The sequence below is a fragment of the Paenibacillus sp. GYB004 genome, assembly GCF_036577605.1.
Lineage (GTDB): Bacteria > Bacillota > Bacilli > Paenibacillales > NBRC-103111 > Paenibacillus_AB > Paenibacillus_AB oceani.
Genome location: NZ_JARBDB010000068.1, coordinates 42,011 through 57,710, shown reverse-complemented (window position 1 = coordinate 57,710; position 15,700 = coordinate 42,011). Strand labels below are relative to the sequence as shown.

General features: G+C 52.3%; 21 protein-coding genes and 1 pseudogene. 5 read left to right on the top strand and 17 right to left on the bottom strand.

The genetic code is table 11. The features are described 5' to 3' along the window. Positions 1-243: 243 nt before the first annotated feature. From PV433_RS31220 to PV433_RS31200, 5 genes are all read right to left on the bottom strand, one after another. Positions 244-570 (bottom strand): hypothetical protein, encoded by a 327-nt coding sequence (locus tag PV433_RS31220; RefSeq protein WP_190930171.1) that lies wholly within the window; start codon positions 568-570, stop codon positions 244-246. 168 nt (positions 571-738) lie between these two features. Further along, positions 739-1,251, bottom strand: a complete 513-nt coding sequence (locus tag PV433_RS31215; RefSeq protein WP_332075881.1) for a GNAT family N-acetyltransferase — start codon at positions 1,249-1,251, stop codon at positions 739-741. Between the two features lie 26 nt (positions 1,252-1,277). Further along, positions 1,278-1,604 carry a MazG nucleotide pyrophosphohydrolase domain-containing protein gene (locus PV433_RS31210; protein WP_332075880.1) on the bottom strand — a complete coding sequence of 109 codons (327 nt, stop codon included), beginning with the start codon at positions 1,602-1,604 and terminating at the stop codon, positions 1,278-1,280. Between the two features lie 33 nt (positions 1,605-1,637). After that, entirely contained in the window at positions 1,638-2,246 is a 609-nt protein-coding gene (locus tag PV433_RS31205) for a nucleotidyltransferase family protein (RefSeq protein ID WP_332075879.1), read from the bottom strand. A 14-nt stretch (positions 2,247-2,260) separates the two neighbouring features. Continuing rightward, the gene (locus PV433_RS31200; RefSeq protein ID WP_332075878.1) at positions 2,261-2,557 is read right to left on the bottom strand and encodes an antibiotic biosynthesis monooxygenase family protein; all 297 of its coding nucleotides are present in this window, start codon (positions 2,555-2,557) and stop codon (positions 2,261-2,263) included. 323 nt (positions 2,558-2,880) lie between these two features. Here PV433_RS31200 and PV433_RS31195 point away from each other — a divergent pair, with 323 nt between their 5' ends. Then, positions 2,881-3,834, top strand: a complete 954-nt coding sequence (locus PV433_RS31195) for an SPL family radical SAM protein (RefSeq protein ID WP_332075877.1) — start codon at positions 2,881-2,883, stop codon at positions 3,832-3,834. Positions 3,835-3,887: 53 nt separating this feature from the next. On the opposite strand, the gene PV433_RS31190 is transcribed toward PV433_RS31195, so the two are convergent. The 3 genes from PV433_RS31190 to PV433_RS31180 all read right to left on the bottom strand — a co-directional run bounded on the left by PV433_RS31190 (position 3,888) and on the right by PV433_RS31180 (position 6,386). Further along, complete coding sequence (locus tag PV433_RS31190; RefSeq protein WP_332075876.1) at positions 3,888-4,577, bottom strand: glycoside hydrolase family 73 protein; 690 nt, start codon at positions 4,575-4,577, stop codon at positions 3,888-3,890. A gap of 146 nt (positions 4,578-4,723) precedes the next feature. Beyond that, positions 4,724-5,986 carry a DNA polymerase IV gene (locus PV433_RS31185; protein ID WP_442951595.1) on the bottom strand — a complete coding sequence of 421 codons (1,263 nt, stop codon included), beginning with the start codon at positions 5,984-5,986 and terminating at the stop codon, positions 4,724-4,726. 10 nt (positions 5,987-5,996) lie between these two features. Next, on the bottom strand, positions 5,997-6,386 hold the full coding sequence (locus PV433_RS31180) for a hypothetical protein (RefSeq protein ID WP_332075874.1): 390 nt from the start codon (positions 6,384-6,386) through the stop codon (positions 5,997-5,999). Between the two features lie 312 nt (positions 6,387-6,698). Here PV433_RS31180 and PV433_RS31175 point away from each other — a divergent pair, with 312 nt between their 5' ends. The 3 genes from PV433_RS31175 to PV433_RS31165 all read left to right on the top strand — a co-directional run bounded on the left by PV433_RS31175 (position 6,699) and on the right by PV433_RS31165 (position 9,842). After that, the gene (locus tag PV433_RS31175; protein ID WP_332075873.1) at positions 6,699-6,929 is read left to right on the top strand and encodes a hypothetical protein; all 231 of its coding nucleotides are present in this window, start codon (positions 6,699-6,701) and stop codon (positions 6,927-6,929) included. Positions 6,930-7,804: 875 nt separating this feature from the next. Beyond that, positions 7,805-8,431: a LysE family translocator gene (locus tag PV433_RS31170; protein ID WP_332075941.1), complete on the top strand. Its 627-nt coding sequence runs from the start codon at positions 7,805-7,807 to the stop codon at positions 8,429-8,431. Between the two features lie 439 nt (positions 8,432-8,870). Further along, entirely contained in the window at positions 8,871-9,842 is a 972-nt protein-coding gene (locus PV433_RS31165; RefSeq protein WP_332075872.1) for an RCC1 domain-containing protein, read from the top strand. Between the two features lie 141 nt (positions 9,843-9,983). Here PV433_RS31165 and PV433_RS31160 read toward each other — a convergent pair whose 3' ends face one another. The 3 genes and pseudogenes from PV433_RS31160 to PV433_RS31150 all read right to left on the bottom strand — a co-directional run bounded on the left by PV433_RS31160 (position 9,984) and on the right by PV433_RS31150 (position 11,699). Continuing rightward, positions 9,984-10,202, bottom strand: a complete 219-nt coding sequence (locus PV433_RS31160) for a hypothetical protein (protein ID WP_332075871.1) — start codon at positions 10,200-10,202, stop codon at positions 9,984-9,986. Between the two features lie 310 nt (positions 10,203-10,512). Beyond that, positions 10,513-11,007, bottom strand: a pseudogene (locus tag PV433_RS31155) (C40 family peptidase); the annotation flags it as partial. A 413-nt stretch (positions 11,008-11,420) separates the two neighbouring features. After that, positions 11,421-11,699 carry a hypothetical protein gene (locus PV433_RS31150; RefSeq protein ID WP_332075870.1) on the bottom strand — a complete coding sequence of 93 codons (279 nt, stop codon included), beginning with the start codon at positions 11,697-11,699 and terminating at the stop codon, positions 11,421-11,423. Between the two features lie 162 nt (positions 11,700-11,861). On the opposite strand from PV433_RS31150, the gene PV433_RS34275 reads away from it, so the two are divergent. Continuing rightward, positions 11,862-12,074 carry a helix-turn-helix transcriptional regulator gene (locus PV433_RS34275; RefSeq protein ID WP_442951594.1) on the top strand — a complete coding sequence of 71 codons (213 nt, stop codon included), beginning with the start codon at positions 11,862-11,864 and terminating at the stop codon, positions 12,072-12,074. Positions 12,075-12,404: 330 nt separating this feature from the next. Here PV433_RS34275 and PV433_RS31145 read toward each other — a convergent pair whose 3' ends face one another. The 6 genes from PV433_RS31145 to PV433_RS31120 all read right to left on the bottom strand — a co-directional run bounded on the left by PV433_RS31145 (position 12,405) and on the right by PV433_RS31120 (position 15,689). Further along, complete coding sequence (locus PV433_RS31145; protein ID WP_332075869.1) at positions 12,405-12,665, bottom strand: DUF7667 family protein; 261 nt, start codon at positions 12,663-12,665, stop codon at positions 12,405-12,407. After that, positions 12,656-12,826 carry a hypothetical protein gene (locus PV433_RS31140; RefSeq protein WP_332075868.1) on the bottom strand — a complete coding sequence of 57 codons (171 nt, stop codon included), beginning with the start codon at positions 12,824-12,826 and terminating at the stop codon, positions 12,656-12,658. Before PV433_RS31140 ends, PV433_RS31145 begins: the two co-directional genes overlap by 10 nt. Before the next feature lie 63 nt (positions 12,827-12,889). After that, positions 12,890-13,093, bottom strand: a complete 204-nt coding sequence (locus PV433_RS31135) for a helix-turn-helix transcriptional regulator (RefSeq protein WP_332075867.1) — start codon at positions 13,091-13,093, stop codon at positions 12,890-12,892. Positions 13,094-13,181: 88 nt separating this feature from the next. After that, a complete protein-coding gene (locus PV433_RS31130; RefSeq protein WP_332075866.1) occupies positions 13,182-13,583 on the bottom strand; it encodes a hypothetical protein in 402 nt (133 codons plus the stop codon). A gap of 110 nt (positions 13,584-13,693) precedes the next feature. Next, positions 13,694-15,223, bottom strand: a complete 1,530-nt coding sequence (locus PV433_RS31125; RefSeq protein WP_332075865.1) for a GH25 family lysozyme — start codon at positions 15,221-15,223, stop codon at positions 13,694-13,696. After that, on the bottom strand, positions 15,207-15,689 hold the full coding sequence (locus tag PV433_RS31120) for a phage holin family protein (RefSeq protein WP_332075864.1): 483 nt from the start codon (positions 15,687-15,689) through the stop codon (positions 15,207-15,209). The genes PV433_RS31125 and PV433_RS31120 overlap by 17 nt, the downstream gene beginning before the upstream one ends. Between the last annotated feature and the right edge of the window lie 11 nt (positions 15,690-15,700).

The following is a 15,700-nucleotide window of genomic DNA, read 5'->3' as shown; positions in this document are numbered from 1 at the left end:
CTCCTCGAGCAAAATCGTCCGCTCCAGCGCTCCGATCTTGTCGGCATGATCAAGCAAGCTGCATCACACGCTCCGCTGTATCATAACGGCCGTTGGCGTCGAGGTATTAAACGACCCGGCCGCTGTCCGTGTACGGCCGCCCTTAAACTCCTTCTCTATCTTCTCCATACAAAAAAACCGCCGGAATCCAGCTCCGACGGTTCCTCTCTACTGCCGGCGCTTCCTGACACGCGCCATCCGTACTTATCTCACTCGGCGATACGGGCCGGACGAATACCGATTGTCCTGCTGCGTCAGCGCGCTCAAGATCAGAACGATCGCCGAGATGATGTGCATGATCATGCCGACAATTGGAATAAAGCCGACGATGCTCGTCACAATCCCGACGACGCTGCCCAGCCTGCCCGCATTTTCTTTATGACAAATCAGCAGGGTGACCAGGTGCAAAGCCAGCATGACCCATAACGCCGTGTATCCGCTGAATATAACGAACGCGCCTCCCAGAACCGGGATGCCGAGGAATGCTTCCATGCCGCCCGTAACGAACTTCATCAATCGCGATAAGCTCATTGTGATACTCTCCTCCCGAATGCGGGCGCTGCAGCCCCCTCTTGATTATGTACTCAGTATAGCACCCGGGAGAAGCATCCCACATCGGACCAAAGACAAAACCTCTTCCCCGTCCAAGGTCGGGTTTCCCGCTCGTCCATCTGACCGGAATCGCCGCAACGTTGCACGTTATACCCGATCCTTCAGCTCCAGACGGAATACGACGCGCCTGCCTCCCCGCCCGTCGTAATCGTCGCAAACGGGGAGTCCTTCCGCTATACCGTCCTGAGCGTCCATCCGGAATCCGAGTCTGGTGTGAAACGCGATCGAGCCCGACTTCGTCGGAGCGGTCACGCAGACGACTGCGCTTCGTCCCAGATCCCGGACCGTTTCGATAAACTCGTCGTACAAAGCGCGCGCAATCCCCATCCCCCGGCAATCCGGGTCCACCATCACGAGACGGATGTAAGCCTCGTCCGGCAAGCTCTGCGACAAAAAGCCGAGCACAAAACCTACGATTCGTCCCTCCTTGACGGCAACGAAGCACGTCTGGCGGAAATGCCGGAAAAACCATTTCGTCAAACAATCGCTTTCTACCGGGCCTCCCCACCATGCCTCCGCCACCGAACGAATCGGAGCGCAGTCATCGGGCTCGATCTCGCGGATCGCATACAGCAGCCTGCTTTCTGGATACCGTTCCATTCCCGTCCCTCCCTTGTTCCTTCCGTTCATTCACCGCTTTGGGCCGGATACCGGTTACGGTTCAACTGCTCTTTCAGGCGGCAGCTCGTCTCCAGATCGATCCCGTACACATTGGCGATCGCCGCAACGTAGTACAGGACGTCATATAGCTCTTCATCGATCGTCCCTTTAATTTCCCCCGTTTCCCGATACAGCTTGTCCTTGCGGACAGCTTCGGCCAGCTCGCCGATTTCCTCGAACAGCTTCAGCATGTACTGGTGCTTCAGTTCGGGGCGGTAATCCTTCTCTTTAATGTAAGCTTGCAGCTGGTTTAGCGTTAACGTTTGCCGTTCCTGTTGGCCGCCATTCCCCATATTCCGCTCCTCCCGGCTCGTCCGACCGAACGTCTATTGATCCCATGGCAGGATTGTCAGATCCGGCCACTTCGCTTTCCACTTGGCCGCTTTGCGTTCGTAGATGTCTTGGGTAATCTGCGTTTTGTTCGCTCTCACGATCATGCCGAACAGGTCGTTTAAACCGTACGGAGCGTATACCGACGGCTTCCCCGGTCCGTCCAGGCGGATTCCGACGCAGGTCGCCGTCGTCGGCCAGCTGTTGATCGCTTCTTCCAGTGTCCGGTACGGGCGGATCGGGTACCCGAAACGCGATTCGTACCAGAGGTGGACGCGGGCCTGGTTTTTCACGTCGATCCGCACCGGGGCGTCGGCAAAAAGCGCCTGCGCCTTGCGTACCGTCCGGTCCTCCGCTTCAAAGCTCAGATCCCTGTCGTCGTAATAAACGAAATCCGCATCCTCGATTCCGTAAAGCGGGTCGTAGCCCGACAAAACGTTCCATACCGTCTGGACGATACAGCCGGCTCCCAGATAATAGCTGTGCTGTCCAAGGGAAGGCGCCGCCTCGAGCATGGCGGATAGCCACCGCTGTCCGGAAACCATCGACCACAGCAGCTCGGTCTGGGCGGTTATATCGCGGTTGTAGCCTGCACATTCGTTCACGCCGGTACCTCCTTTCAGGATGGATAGATGCGCCGGAAATGCTCGACGGTCGGGAACGGATCGTAGAAATGATGCAGCAGCCTTTTCCATTCCTGATACTTCTCGGAGCCGCGGAAGCCGATCGTATGGTCTTCCAGGGTGTCCCAGCGGACGAGCAGCAAATATTTGCGTTCTTCCTCGATGCAGGCATGCAGCTCGTGCGACCGGTACCCCGGCATGGACGAGATAATCGCCGACGCTTCGGCAAAAGCGGCTTCGAACCGCTCCGCCTCTCCCGGCTTAACTTGCAGCATGGCGGATTCCAAAATCATGATCATCTTCCTCTCTGGGCAGGACATTCGGCGAGTAGTCCCTGTTCGCGACATTATAAGCTACATCCCCTTGGAGGGACAACTATTTTGTGGAGTAGGCGGTACCACGATCGTACCCAATAGCCGCTGACGCAAGTGTCGCCTGAACTTATGACGAATTAATGCCGGTGCCGCCTAGTAAGCCGCCGTTTCCGGGATCGGAAGCCTCGGACCCGCTACAGGTAACCTGCCTCCCCTCCTGGTGCAACATACCGATTGCGCGGCCGGATTGCTTTTGTTAATATAAGAACATATGTTCTTATTATAACAGGTGGTGAAGGTGAATGAAACGTCAAATTCGTTACGAGCCGATGCCCGTCAAAACCATGCTTAACGCCGTTAAAGCCCCGTCCATGCCGTTTGAGCAGTCCATCAATCCGTACCGGGGATGCCAGCACGGCTGCGCCTTCTGCTATGCCCGTTCCACGCATTCGTTCCTGGGCGCCGAAGCCGACGATACGTTTCAAAACCGCATCTTCCTGAAAACCAATGCGGCCGAAGCCCTTAAGGAACAGTTGGAGAAGATGGCGCGGTCGCGTAAAGGCATCGGAGGTATAGGTCGGATTGCGATCGGCACGGCAACCGATCCGTATCAGCAGGTCGAGGCGAAAGCGCAATTAACCCGGCAGTGCCTGGAGGTGCTGGCGGATTATCCGGTCCCGGTATCGATCACAACCCGGTCGCCGCTGATTTTACGCGATCTCGACCTGCTTCGGCGCATGCCCGAAGTGTCGGTCAATATCAGCATCGGCACGTTGCGTACGGACATTTGGCGCAATTTCGAGCCCTCCACTCCTTCTCCGGCCAAACGTCTGGACACCGTCCGTCAGCTCGGGCAAGCCGGCATACCGGTCGGCGTATTCGTTGCGCCGATCTTGCCCTTTCTATCGGACGGGGAGGAGGATTTGCACAGCCTCATACAAGCGCTGGCAGAGCATCGTCCCGAGTATGTCATGTCTTCGTTCCTGCGGCTGAGTACCCGGGAAGTGAAGGTGTGGTTTTTCCACACGCTGCGGGAGGTGTATCCGCATCTGACCGAAACGTACGCGGCCTTGTATAATGGCACCTCCTCCGCACCGGAATCGTACCGGCACCCGCTTAGGCATAAGATCCGGCAGTGGCTTGTCCAATACGGTCTTCGGGACTCCGAGTCGGTCCGATTAGCCGCTAAACCGCAGCCTGACGATTCGGCTTGCTCTACTGCGGGTCCCGCCGTCCAACAGTTATATTTGTTTTAGCTGCGGGCGACAAAAAAAGGGAGGCAGCGCCAGGACAGCGCCCCTCCTTTGTATCAGATTAACCCTCTGCGGTGCAGAACCGTGATAATCCGGTAAAAGTCGTACGATCCGTTCTCCGGTGAATCGACCAGACCGGCTCGGACCGCCGCTTCAACGGCCGCCTCCGCCCAATCCGGCACTTCGGGCATGTTCAGCTGCTGCCTCACATCGGCCAGATCTTGCTTCGTCCCGGCCAATTCCCCTTTTAGAGCCGCGAGCTGCGTGTTCAACTCTTCAATCGCTTGAATCATCTGATCCGCCTCCCGGTCGTAAGCTGTCAATCCGTAACTCTCAATGATGCTGATCAGCTTGGACGCATAGTTCGGGTCCGTCGCGTATCCGGCAGCCTGCAAGGCGCGCGCGGCACCGGCGTAATCTCTTGCGGCGCTGTGCGCAAAAAAGCCTGCGTTCGCATACCGGCGGTTTTCATGCAAAAACCGCGAATGATCCTGGATGCTGTCCTCCCAGCTGGCATACGTACGGAAGCCTGCCCGAATCGTCACCCACTGGCCGTTTATATATTCCCGCGTATCCTGTGTCGTTCCGCTTCCTTTAATACCGAACAGATTGTTGCCGGGCACCGAAGCCCCCCAGCCGGTCTCCAAAGCCGCTTGCGCGATTGTAATGCTGGCGAGCACCCCGGATGTCACCATGTTCTCGACGGCGCCTCCGGCGATTCGTCCGATAAATGTCTGGTTCGTCATGATGCACCACCGCCATCTCGTCGAATTTCAAGGATTGGCCTCGTGTTATCTTATGAAAACGGAAGGCGCGCGGGAACGGCTTATACCGGGGGTGGGGGATGGAACTCATCCCGGGGGCGACAGGAAGCTTCGAAGCGGGTCCTTCGCTACTTATAATGCCCCCCGATCATCTTGGACCTGCGCTGAGCCTGAGCCGGCGGGGTGGCGGACGACGCCCTTATCAGCGCCGTATTGCCGTACTTCAGCTTGACTTCATCGACCGTCCGCTCCAGCAGCATCCTCCGCTCGCGGTCGTCCGGGAACATGGACATCTGGTACGCGTCGTCCGAAGTCAGATCGGACAAGGTGACGCCTACTTTACGGACCGGCATGCCGTTCCAATGTTTCTCGAACAGCCGGCAGACGGCCTCATACACTTCCCCCGTCAAGTTCGTCGTATAAGCCAGCTTCATCTGCCGGTAAAAGCCCGTCGGCCGGTCGAAATCCGCGCCCTGGCATCCCGCCGCGACGACCTGCCCCATCAGCCCCTTCGAACGGCACCGCTGGCACACCAGCTCCGACAGCTCGAGCAGCACCACCTTCAGATCCTCCAGGTTCCGGTAATCGACCGGAAGTGTCATCATGTGGCCGATCCCCTTCTGCTGCGTATCGAACGTATAGGGGGATACCGGGGAATCGTCGTGGCCGTTGGCGATCCGCCAGAGCACCTCGGCGTTGATGTCGCTATTTTTCCCAAACTTGCGTCCGAGCATTTCTTTGACTTTATCCAGCGGGGTATTTGCCAGCTCTCCGATCGTCGTAATGCCGAGCAGGTTAAAATGCTGCGTCATCCGCGAGCCGACCATGAACATTTTGTGGATCGGGAGCTGCCACAGCGTATCCGCAAGCTTCTCTTTATGGAGATAGAAGATGCCGGAAGGCTCCTTTTTCGCATAATTGTCGCAAGCCGTTTTCGCTAAAATTTTGTTCTCGCCGATTCCGACCCGCGTCCGGATCCGCGTCTCGTTCCAGACCTGCTCCTGGATTGCCTTGGCGATTTGCTCCGGTTCGCCGTACAGGGCGCGGGAGCCGGTCACATCAATAAATTGTTCGTCGATGGAGTAAGGTTCGACCAGATCGGAGAAACGTTCGTAAATGCGGGTGATCTGCAAAGAAACGTCAATATAGTACTGCATACGGGGCTTGATGATCTCAAGCTGCGGGCACTTGGCGAGCGATTCCCGGATTGACTCCGCCGTCGTCACCCCATATGATTTGGCAATCGGGCAAGCAGCCAGAATGATCCCGGACCGTCGTTCCGGATCGCCTGCGACTACGACCGGCTTGTTGTCCAGATCCGGACGCGACGCTTTCTCGACGGAGGCATAGAAGGATTGGCAGTCTGCGAGAAATACGATCCTTTTGTTCAACGCGGTTCCCTTACAGACGTCCGTCATATAGGCCCAGATAATAATCCATCAGCAGCTCGAGCTCTCCCCCGAACATACCGCGTATGAGCGTATACTTGGCCCGGCGCCCCCGGCAGTCGTACTCCCGGGAAACCTCCCTGTAGTTCCGTTCCTCCCCGTAAAGGACGATTCCGCGTCTGCGCAGCTCCCGCTCGGTTATCGCCATATCTTCGCCGATGCGGCTGATGGCCCGTTCCATTACGGCCAGATAAGGTGCGGAGAAGACGAACGGCCCCTCGTTTTCGGTTTTGTCCTTGTCTGCGGTAAAAATGGAAAGGACGACGGGCAGAAGGGTCGCGTTACGAAGTATTTGCATTTCCTCGGGAGAAGCGTCGAGATGCACATCAGATGATAAGGACATACGGAACACCTCCGAATAAAATAAGAACACATGTTCCTATTATAATCCGACCCGGCGTTTTTATTCAACAAATAACCCCCGACAAAAAAGCCCAATTCACGCATCGACCCAGGGACAAGCAGTGGGCTGGGCATAAGTGGGGGAATTAGGGGCGCTCCACAGGGCACGATCGGATAAACAAATGGATATGCCGCATGCACAGCCTGCCCTCCCCTGCCCTACCCGCCTCCCCTTGTCGGGTCGTGCTGGAATAAATTCGTGCACAGCCGGAAACGATAAGGGAAATCATGTCATCGAGAGGAGACCATTCGCATGACCGAGCACAGTACGGATCACAGCATGTTCGAACAAACCGCCTTTGAGACTGCCGGCATACCGACGCCTTACGATCAACAGGACATAGGCTCGACGGACGGTGTCAGCGATGCCATCCAGAGCATCATGGATCATATCGAGGAAGAGATCTACCATGAGCCGGAGCCGGATCGCGAAGCTGGCGATGGAGAGCGGCAACAACGGACGCAACGGGCATCACAGACATAACGGACCCACCAAGATTGTACGAACCGAACGGTCCAAAATGTACAACTCGGATTAAAAATCCCTTTCGGATACAAAACGTACAGGGAAAGCTTCTTCTAAACAAACTAAACGAAGCCTTTCCACGACGAATGACCCGGCGCATGAGGCAGCTTCCTTGTAAAGAATGCTTCACTTCACCTGCTCTAACGCTTAGTAAAGTTGAACATGGTTTATTAAAAAGCAAAACCGTCCGGTAATTCCCCCGGACGGGTCCTTTGACGTGCGAATCCATACGTATGCGTATGGGAGGGAATGGGGATCTTCACTCCAGCCGCGGCGATGAGACCTTGTACCATCTCAACTTTAAATGAGGCTCGTACACAGCTTTTCTGCGAACGGGTTGTGTTCGCCTTCGCCGAAACGTATGCACGCGGGCTCTGAACCATATAAGGGTCTTGGGCACCCTTTATTTTCGGCCTTTTCCAAAAACCGAACCAGATAAGGGCGGTTTGCATCCCTTATTTCAGCCAGTTGGTTTAGCTGCACCCTTTTCCCCGATTTTAACAGCCTCCAACCGCTCCTATTCCCCCAGCCAAGCAAGATTCGGACAAAATAAAGGTTGCGAACCGCCCTTATTCGGTTTCTTCTACCCATGAGCAGGGAAAGCCCCGACCTTGCGGCGCTTCCTCCCAAGCCGTCCCCAAAAGCAGCGGATGCGCAGCCGTTTTTCAGACCCATGAAAACCGTGATATAATAACGCAAGGGCTTGGGTTTAATCGTTCGAGGAGCGTTCGGGGGAGCAGCAGCCCCAGATCCGAATGTTTGTCTTTTCATTTTCTCCAGGCGGTTCAAAGTCAGAATGAATAATGAAGGATGTATAAAGGGAGATGAAACGCGTGGAGCTTCTGACCGCCCTGTCTTTCTTGGGGGTAGGCGTTCTGCTTACTCTGATGCCGGGTCCCGACAATTTGTTTGTGGTGGCCCAAAGCCTGTCGAAGGGCAGCAAAGCCGGGATCGCAACGGCACTCGGGTTGTGTTCGGGTCTGCTCGTTCATATAACAGCCGCCACTCTTGGAATTTCAACGCTCATTTATCAGTCAGCGGTAGCGTTTGCGGTGGTGAAGTACGCAGGCGCGGCTTATTTGCTTTATTTGGCCTGGATGTCCTTCCGCGAGAAGGAAGCGGATCTGACAATCGCCGCTGACCGTCGTCCGGCGGACTACAAAGCTTTGTACAAAAAAGGAATCGTCATGAACGTCCTGAATCCTAAAGTGTCGTTGTTTTTCCTGGCGTTATTGCCGCAGTTTGTTACAAGTTCGTCCGGCAGCGTCGCGGTTCAGATGCTGATTTTGGGAACGATTTTCCTGGTTCAGGCTTTGCTTATTTTTATCGGGATCAGCGTATTTTCTGAAAAAGTAGGGGGCCTCCTGCGTAAAAGTCCGGTTCTCTCGAAACGGATTAACATCATCCAGGGGACGTTATTTGGCATCATCGGATTGAAGATTGCTTTTAGCGAGAGGTAGAAGGTTGCTGGCTTATTTAGAAGTAAGCGAAGAATTCCCCGTTGGGCAATACCCAGCGGGTTGTTTGTGTTGGACCGCCTTAACAAAGCGTTGCTAAAAAAAACATATTCGCCCACCCTAATCTTTATTTGCATCGCAACATTTCTTCACTTTCATTTGCAACTTTTCCTAATATTAACTGTTTAATTAAGTGTAACGATTTTACATTAAAAAATTGGAGAGTGAAGAGAGATGAGGAGTTCCATTCGTGTAAACCGTTTTTTAAGGGTATGCTTTAGTACTGACATTAACAACAACTCTGGCTATAAGTACATGGTCAGCACCCGCCGCTCAAGCTGAAGAAAAGGAAAGCTTAAAGACCAAGATTCAACAAGCTGCACTAACTGAACGTGAAACCGCCATTTTAGATGATCAAGGAAATGTATGGATCTGGGGAAATATGTATAAACGGTTCAATGGCGGTATTTTTCCACAACCGGGTATTCCCCAAAAAGTTCCAAAACTTAAAAAAGTAACTTATATTTCTTACGGAGTACTTGATACATTAGCTGTAACGGACGATGGCAGTGTGTGGTCGTGGGGAGTAGGCTACCAACAGTTTGATGATGGTGGCGGTGGATCGTACTTCTTAGAACCTCTTAAAATCCCTAATTTACAGAACATAGTAAAAGTGTCGGCGTCTCACCACTTAAATGCTGCACTCGATAAGGACGGAAAAGTGTGGGTGTGGAGACTTTCCTATTCTAGTAAAGGTAGAGGAACGGACGAAATTGAGCCTCAAGTAATAGATAAGCTGACTAATATCGTAGATATTATACAGTCTGGACAAAACAGTCTTACCGTTCTTAAAGAAGATCGTACAGTCTGGACGTGGAGTTTAATTGGAGTAGCTAATACGGATTCTAAGCCTCAGTTTGTTATATCCAATGCTCCGACACAGGTAGAGGGACTAACAGACATCGTAAAAATCGCAAGCGGGCCCATAGCGCGCCACCAGCTTGCCCTAAAACAAGATGGTACGGTTTGGATCTGGGGATATAATGAAATGGGACAATTAGGAAAAGAGCCGAGCCTAGCTTATGAGAAAGTCCCTTCTCAGGTTGGGGGACTTCACGATGTTATCGACATCTCTGCCGGAACATACCATAGTCTTGCACTTAAAAAAGACGGCACTGTATGGAAATGGGGAACCAAAGTGGAATATGGAGCGATCGCTGCAAAAGTAACTCCAATACCACTTGCGCAGGTTAAAGGGTTAACTGATATTCGTACTATAAGCTCCGGTACCAATCACGATGCCGCCATTAAGCAAGACGGAACCCTGTGGATATGGGGGGACAATTATTTCGGTCAACTAGGCGATGGGACTAATCTTTCGAAGGAAACCCCTGCGCAAGTGGTATTCCCGTAATAGCTTTTTCAAAATCGCCGTCTATCATTTGATGGGCGGTTTCTCATTTGGTGAGGTTACTATTATGGAAAAATCGGTTGGGAATAATTTATGTAAAACAATAAATCAAAGGCGCAGGTTTCCCTGCACCTCCTTTTCCTACTATTCCAGTTCGGCAGTTTCGCCGCCGTTTTCAGCTGCTTCGCCCGCTTTGTCGCCCAGCGAAGCTCCTACGATCCCGCCTACCACTGTACCGACCGGTCCCAAAGCGGAACCGACGACAGCTCCTAACGCGCCGCCGCCTACCGCTCCTACAACCTCTTCCGTGCTGGCTTCTCCGTTACCGTTACCGTTGCGGTTACGCTCGTTGTGTTCAGCCATTCCGCTCACTCCTTGTCCTCGTAATTAGAACGCTGCCGATTCTACAGCAGACTACGAAGATAGGTTGCCCCAACCGGGCGGAAAAGATTATTAACAGAATCAGGAAAAGGCGCGCTCCCAATCCTACATTGATTTCAGGTCATATTGGTCACTGCTTTTATTCAAAATCAAATAGATCCCGCCAGTTCCATCCGTCGCTCCCCCAGCCCGAATCGTATTCCGGCTGTCCGGCTTCCGGTTCGGCCGGCTCTACAGTTTTGACAGGTGCCGCAGGCTTGGCTGGCTCAGCGACAGCTGGCTCCCCGGCAGGCAGCACACGGCGCGCCATGTTGTAGTGACTGTCCCAAGATCCGGAGTTGAGATCGGAGATCGTTACGCCGGGAGTGCCGTACGTATGAAGGATTTTACCGTCCCCAATATAAATCGCTACGTGATGGATCGGGGAATAAAAGAAAACCAGATCGCCGGGCTGCAGTTGATCGCGCGGCACGTAGGTCCCCACCTCAGACTGCTGACGCGACGAACGCGGTAATGTAATCCCGTTAAGCTTGTACACATGTTGAACAAAAGAGGAGCAGTCGAACGAGCGGGTATTCCCGGATTCCGCCCCATATTTATAAGGGACCCCCATGAATTGTTGGCCCGTAGAGATGATCGCAGATGAAGCCGAAGCGGACGAGGATGAAGCCACGGCTGCATGCGCCGAACCGGAATTAAGGAACAAGCTGCCCGAAAACATCAACGAAAGACTTATGCCCGCGACGACAACCGCTTTTGCAAACGAGTGTTTTCTTATGATATTCATAGATTCCTCCTCGAAATAGGTTGGTCTTGTGAATCGCTGCAACTATCGTAGCACAAGTCGAGCCGACTAAAATTTGGCGAAGCACGGAGAAGTTCTTCGCATCTGCGGGTTACGCTCGAATTATGAGAATTTGATTAGAACAACCGTTCACGATTTGTATTGACAAATCCAACATACGGGTTTCGGCACTTCCTCTGCGCACCGACCGGCGTTTCGCCGCCTCTTTAATGTGCTTGCTCGCCACCCTTGCTGCAGTTAATTTTCGATACAATAAAAAACGCACCCCCTCGATCACGAGAAGCTGCGTTAGTGCTGAGTTTATACGATGCTGATGAAGGGATTCGAACCCCCGACCTACGCATTACGAATGCGTTGCTCTACCGTGTTTTATTAAACGCGACATAATAAAGCGGTCATAAAGACCGCTTTCCCCCTTGAATAAACTCTTCAATAACGGCATGCATCCCATGTCTAAAGCCGTTCTTATAAATTTCCTTGCCCCCCAGTAGTTTTTGAGCAAAGCAATTTTCCATAGCGAAAAGAGTAGGCAACATAGATTCAGGAATACAACTCTTTATTTGATTAAATGCATTAGTAAATTCGTCAAATAAGTGCTTGTTCTCATTTTCATAAAAAATAACCATGTCGCATGCTCTCTCTTCGAGTGAAGGTTCCAATAATTCCATCAGCATATATTTTTCACTTCCTTCGGAAAAGTTATTAAAGAATATACTACCACGCAGGAACAAACGTTCCTACCAAAAGTCAGAAATGTCAGCCTAATAGTTTTCTTAGTGACTTCCGAGCGTTTTAAAAAGTATAATGATGGGTAAGTAAAACAACAGAGGTGAATCATGGCCCTCCATATTGGGAGGAGCCGATTACCGGAGCTTCTGGTAGCCAAGAAGTGGACTCAAGCAGACTTTGCCCGTCGTCTTGGAATTTCCCAAGGGTTCTTATCGCAAGTCATTTCAGGCAAAAGACACTTCTCTTACCCTATCGCAGCTAATGCGGCTTGGTTGCTTGATTGTCCTATGGAGGAATTGCACGAGATTAAGGTGATTTAAGGTAATCGGCTTAGGCAGGAGCGAAAAGCCCCTCCCTCAGAGAGTCTTAGCTCTAAGCTAAGGGGCCACTGGTACCTTAATGAATCCTCATGTTTTCATATCAATAAAATTCACGCGCACAAACTTACTTTGAAAAAAGACCCCAATTACTGTATCCTGATTATAGGTGAATATTTTTCGTTTGGTCCTACTGTTGGCGCAGTGGACCTTTTTATTTTTGGCACAATTTTCATCCTCTCACCTCCTTGCGGACAAGCATAGCACACAATGAAAGCGGTGTTTGTCACAATTTGTCGAGGATGATAAAATAATAGGTACAATAGTCTATATTTATCCATTCTTCCCTTTAAATCTCAATCCTTGTTTTTCCTCCAAAACGTCGATCTGATTACAGATGTCGTGTAACCATTCCATGTCCCCCGCCTGGTAAGCCGCAAAGGACATATTCTGGAGGGCTACCAGATCCCAGCAGTACTTTGCATTAGCTGCTAAACAATGGGTCATTTCCATCACTTCCGGATCGGTGAGCTGCCGACGCTTCTGCATCAAGAACAGTTCGGCCAGCCTCACATGATAAGGCATTACCCCCATAAGGACCACCACCCTACGCAAGCCAGCGCCCCAAGGACGAGGACAAACCATGCGCCAATAGTTTCGTGCTTCTCGTCCTTTTGCGGCTCCTGTGAGGCGTGCACGGCCTTAACTCGATTGTCTGCCGTATACCTGATCCGGTAGACTGTTTGCTTTTCCATACCATCAGCTCCATTCGCTTTGATGATACAGTATACGCCAGTTTGGTGTAAAAATTGCCTGTCCTATTCTTCTTCAACGAAAAAAATTTCGTTTACCGGTCGAACTAGCTTTTTACTGATATGTAAAGCTACTTCTAAAGTCGGTTGGCGAACTTGATTTTCGTACCGGTTGTATTGTTGCTGCTGTAGCTCTAAGAATGCAGCAAACTCAATCTGGTTCATCCTATGATCATGACGCAACTCTTTCAAGCGATTTCTAACCGCCATTATCATTCACCTCATCGAAGGACTTCGACGTTACCACCTGTCGAATCCTCCGATGAAATATGAGAACAAATGACGAATTCGAGGATGTTCACCTACTTTTTTCATCATTCTTTCTATCTTCATGTTCAATTATTTGCCCCACTGCTTCCCATATTTCTTTAACATCTGAATGGTCCATTTTGGAGTACATCCATTTTACAAAAGAACCAAGTTGCCTAGTGTATATTGCCTTATGATGTTTTTCGGCATCAAAAAAACGCGCATGAATACGCGACCCACTAAGGTTATCCGCTATGATTGTCACATTTTTACATTCGATTTCACGCACTTTTTCAAGCGATTTTGTTTCATCAATTTCGTAACTAACCATTGCAATAACTTTGTTGGTTTCAACTGGGAGCTTCTGCTCGATATCTTGAATTAACTCTTTCTCCTGTTTAGTCGTTAACGGGTTATCGATTCTCCTACGTACTATTTCGCTTGGCTTCATAGAATAACAACCCCTCCAATGGGAACGTTAGTTCCCATTATAGGACAAACATCGTAAAATACGCAAATAAAAAATCCCCCGCTAACCGAACCCAGCGGGGATTCTTCGTACTACTTCATTTTGCGCAAAGCCGCCCCAAGCTCTGCCCAGGTCGGCGCGGTATCCGGGTCCCGTACAGCATCGGTCAGTCCTTGGGCATTCAGCCATTCCACAGACTCCAGCTTCCAGTCCTTCGACTGCTCGACCGGCCGATCCGGCTGCAGGAAGATCAGCAGCGCATGATGGACAGCCCGCTCATTTGCCCCGACATTTTGATCTTGGTTAAGCCCGCCGGACCGGTCCGCGATCACGGAGCTGCCGCCGCCGTCACCATTGATCGCCCATACCGCTCCTTTGTCCAGCATGTAAAGCGCCATCTCCTCAAGGGTCAGCCCCTGATCGGATCGAGTACGGCCATCGGAGACCGCAAGCAGCAAGTTGCCTTCGGCGTCAATCCCGGCAAACGTCCGCTGACAGCGCACGAGGTTACCGTCCGCGTCCCGGCCGATATCCGTCGCCGTCTCCTCAACCTCCCGGTAATAGTCCCAAGCTGCTCGGCCATTGCTGACAAGCAAAGGAGTGCCCGGAAACGCACAGTCGCTATCATCGACGGCCGATCCCGGCAGGCGGATTTCCGCGCAGCCATCTTTAAATGCGAGAAAATGCCACTTGTGAGTCTTGCCCCACGCACCGTTGACGTAGCCGGTGCCGTCCCATACTGTGCCGACCGGCAGCTTCGCGGCGGGATCGAAATACGGGAAATTGAATCCGAAATCGGCGTCGTGCTCTTTGGTCAGCTCGGACACCTTCGAGCCTGGTCGGGCGACAAGCTTAAATTTGGCTTTGCCGCGCTCAAGCTTAAGCAGCCGGACATCGGTTCCCGGCTTGTTATAGTCGAACGTGAGGTATTCGAGTTTGCCGTTCCGGGCAATGATCCGCTCTTTAATGACTGCTGGTTTGTCCATCCCGCCTTTCTCCTCCCCGGTGATTCCCTGCCAATACGCTAAATCCATTTCGTTCATGTCGACCCGCCCAGTGATACCCGGGACGGTCCCGGCGTCGGAATATTGAAACATTGCCCACTTATCCCAGGTGCCGTTGCTCATCGGCGTATCGACACCATAGTGAGCGATCCACAGCGGCCAGCGGGCAAGCTTGCTGGCCAAGAATGAGCGAGCGAAAGAGCCACCGGTATAAACCATTACCGGGTGACCGGATCGCTTCTGGACTGTCTCCAGCCACTCATAGCACCAGTCGGTCAGTTTGGCAGCTCCGAGCTTGGCCGCATCGCCTTCAACGTCCAAGACGTACGGAAGTTCCGCTGGCAGCCCGGCCACCGTCTCCAGAAAGTGCTCGGCTTCGGCTTTGGCCGTGTTGGGCGTCTCCGGGCGGCAGTAATGGTAAAAGCCGACCTTCATCCCCGCGGCTGGCACACCGACCGCATTGCGACGAAAAAGAGGGTCGATATAGCCGACCCCCTCCGAAGATTTAACCACCGCCCCTTTGATGCCGGAAGCTGCGACTGCAAGCCAGTCTATCGGACCCTGATGCTTGGATACGTCAATGATCGGGAGGTTTGCTGGATTACGACTTTGCATCATTTCCAGCCCCCGTTTCAGCTTGCCGTTTTAGCGCGCGATTAACCTTCGAATCCATTTCACTCCCAACCCATTCGATCACTTTTTCAAGGATAGAGATAGGCAGCCATTCTGCCCAACCGGCTCGGATCGCATTGGCCGTCATGCTCTTTAGCGTATGATAGAGCAGACCAAGAGCAAATATGCCGAATAGGATTCCTGGAAGGCCGATCGTCTTGTCGAGCAAGTGTCCTCCAGCTGGAAGAAGAACCATGAAGAATGTCCGGAACACGCCATCGATACCATACTTTGAAGCGTATGTTTTATCCTTGCGGGCCGCACTGCTGCCACTCATCCAGTCCAGCAGAATGAAGAACGCCAGTGCAACCATCGTCGAAATCACTGCCGTTCCGCCGCCATACAGAAATTCAAATACCGGAAGCAACACACCTCCAGCAATAGCCGATACCACTTTCCCCGTTTGATCCATGACTCGCCTCT

Excerpts from the sequence above, each read along its gene's own strand:
- PV433_RS31220 (WP_190930171.1), bottom strand. The coding sequence starts at position 570 with ATGAGCTTATCGCGATTGATGAAGTTCGTTACGGGCGGCATGGAAGCA.
- PV433_RS31215 (WP_332075881.1), bottom strand. The coding sequence starts at position 1,251 with ATGGAACGGTATCCAGAAAGCAGGCTGCTGTATGCGATCCGCGAGATC.
- PV433_RS31210 (WP_332075880.1), bottom strand. The coding sequence starts at position 1,604 with ATGGGGAATGGCGGCCAACAGGAACGGCAAACGTTAACGCTAAACCAG.
- PV433_RS31200 (WP_332075878.1), bottom strand. The coding sequence starts at position 2,557 with ATGATTTTGGAATCCGCCATGCTGCAAGTTAAGCCGGGAGAGGCGGAG.
- PV433_RS31195 (WP_332075877.1), top strand. The coding sequence starts at position 2,881 with ATGAAACGTCAAATTCGTTACGAGCCGATGCCCGTCAAAACCATGCTT.
- PV433_RS31190 (WP_332075876.1), bottom strand. The coding sequence starts at position 4,577 with ATGACGAACCAGACATTTATCGGACGAATCGCCGGAGGCGCCGTCGAG.
- PV433_RS31180 (WP_332075874.1), bottom strand. The coding sequence starts at position 6,386 with ATGTCCTTATCATCTGATGTGCATCTCGACGCTTCTCCCGAGGAAATG.
- PV433_RS31175 (WP_332075873.1), top strand. The coding sequence starts at position 6,699 with ATGACCGAGCACAGTACGGATCACAGCATGTTCGAACAAACCGCCTTT.
- PV433_RS31165 (WP_332075872.1), top strand. The coding sequence starts at position 8,871 with ATGTATAAACGGTTCAATGGCGGTATTTTTCCACAACCGGGTATTCCC.
- PV433_RS31160 (WP_332075871.1), bottom strand. The coding sequence starts at position 10,202 with ATGGCTGAACACAACGAGCGTAACCGCAACGGTAACGGTAACGGAGAA.
- PV433_RS31150 (WP_332075870.1), bottom strand. The coding sequence starts at position 11,699 with ATGCTGATGGAATTATTGGAACCTTCACTCGAAGAGAGAGCATGCGAC.
- PV433_RS34275 (WP_442951594.1), top strand. The coding sequence starts at position 11,862 with ATGGCCCTCCATATTGGGAGGAGCCGATTACCGGAGCTTCTGGTAGCC.
- PV433_RS31145 (WP_332075869.1), bottom strand. The coding sequence starts at position 12,665 with ATGGGGGTAATGCCTTATCATGTGAGGCTGGCCGAACTGTTCTTGATG.
- PV433_RS31140 (WP_332075868.1), bottom strand. The coding sequence starts at position 12,826 with ATGGAAAAGCAAACAGTCTACCGGATCAGGTATACGGCAGACAATCGA.
- PV433_RS31135 (WP_332075867.1), bottom strand. The coding sequence starts at position 13,093 with ATGGCGGTTAGAAATCGCTTGAAAGAGTTGCGTCATGATCATAGGATG.
- PV433_RS31130 (WP_332075866.1), bottom strand. The coding sequence starts at position 13,583 with ATGAAGCCAAGCGAAATAGTACGTAGGAGAATCGATAACCCGTTAACG.
- PV433_RS31125 (WP_332075865.1), bottom strand. The coding sequence starts at position 15,223 with ATGATGCAAAGTCGTAATCCAGCAAACCTCCCGATCATTGACGTATCC.
- PV433_RS31120 (WP_332075864.1), bottom strand. The coding sequence starts at position 15,689 with ATGGATCAAACGGGGAAAGTGGTATCGGCTATTGCTGGAGGTGTGTTG.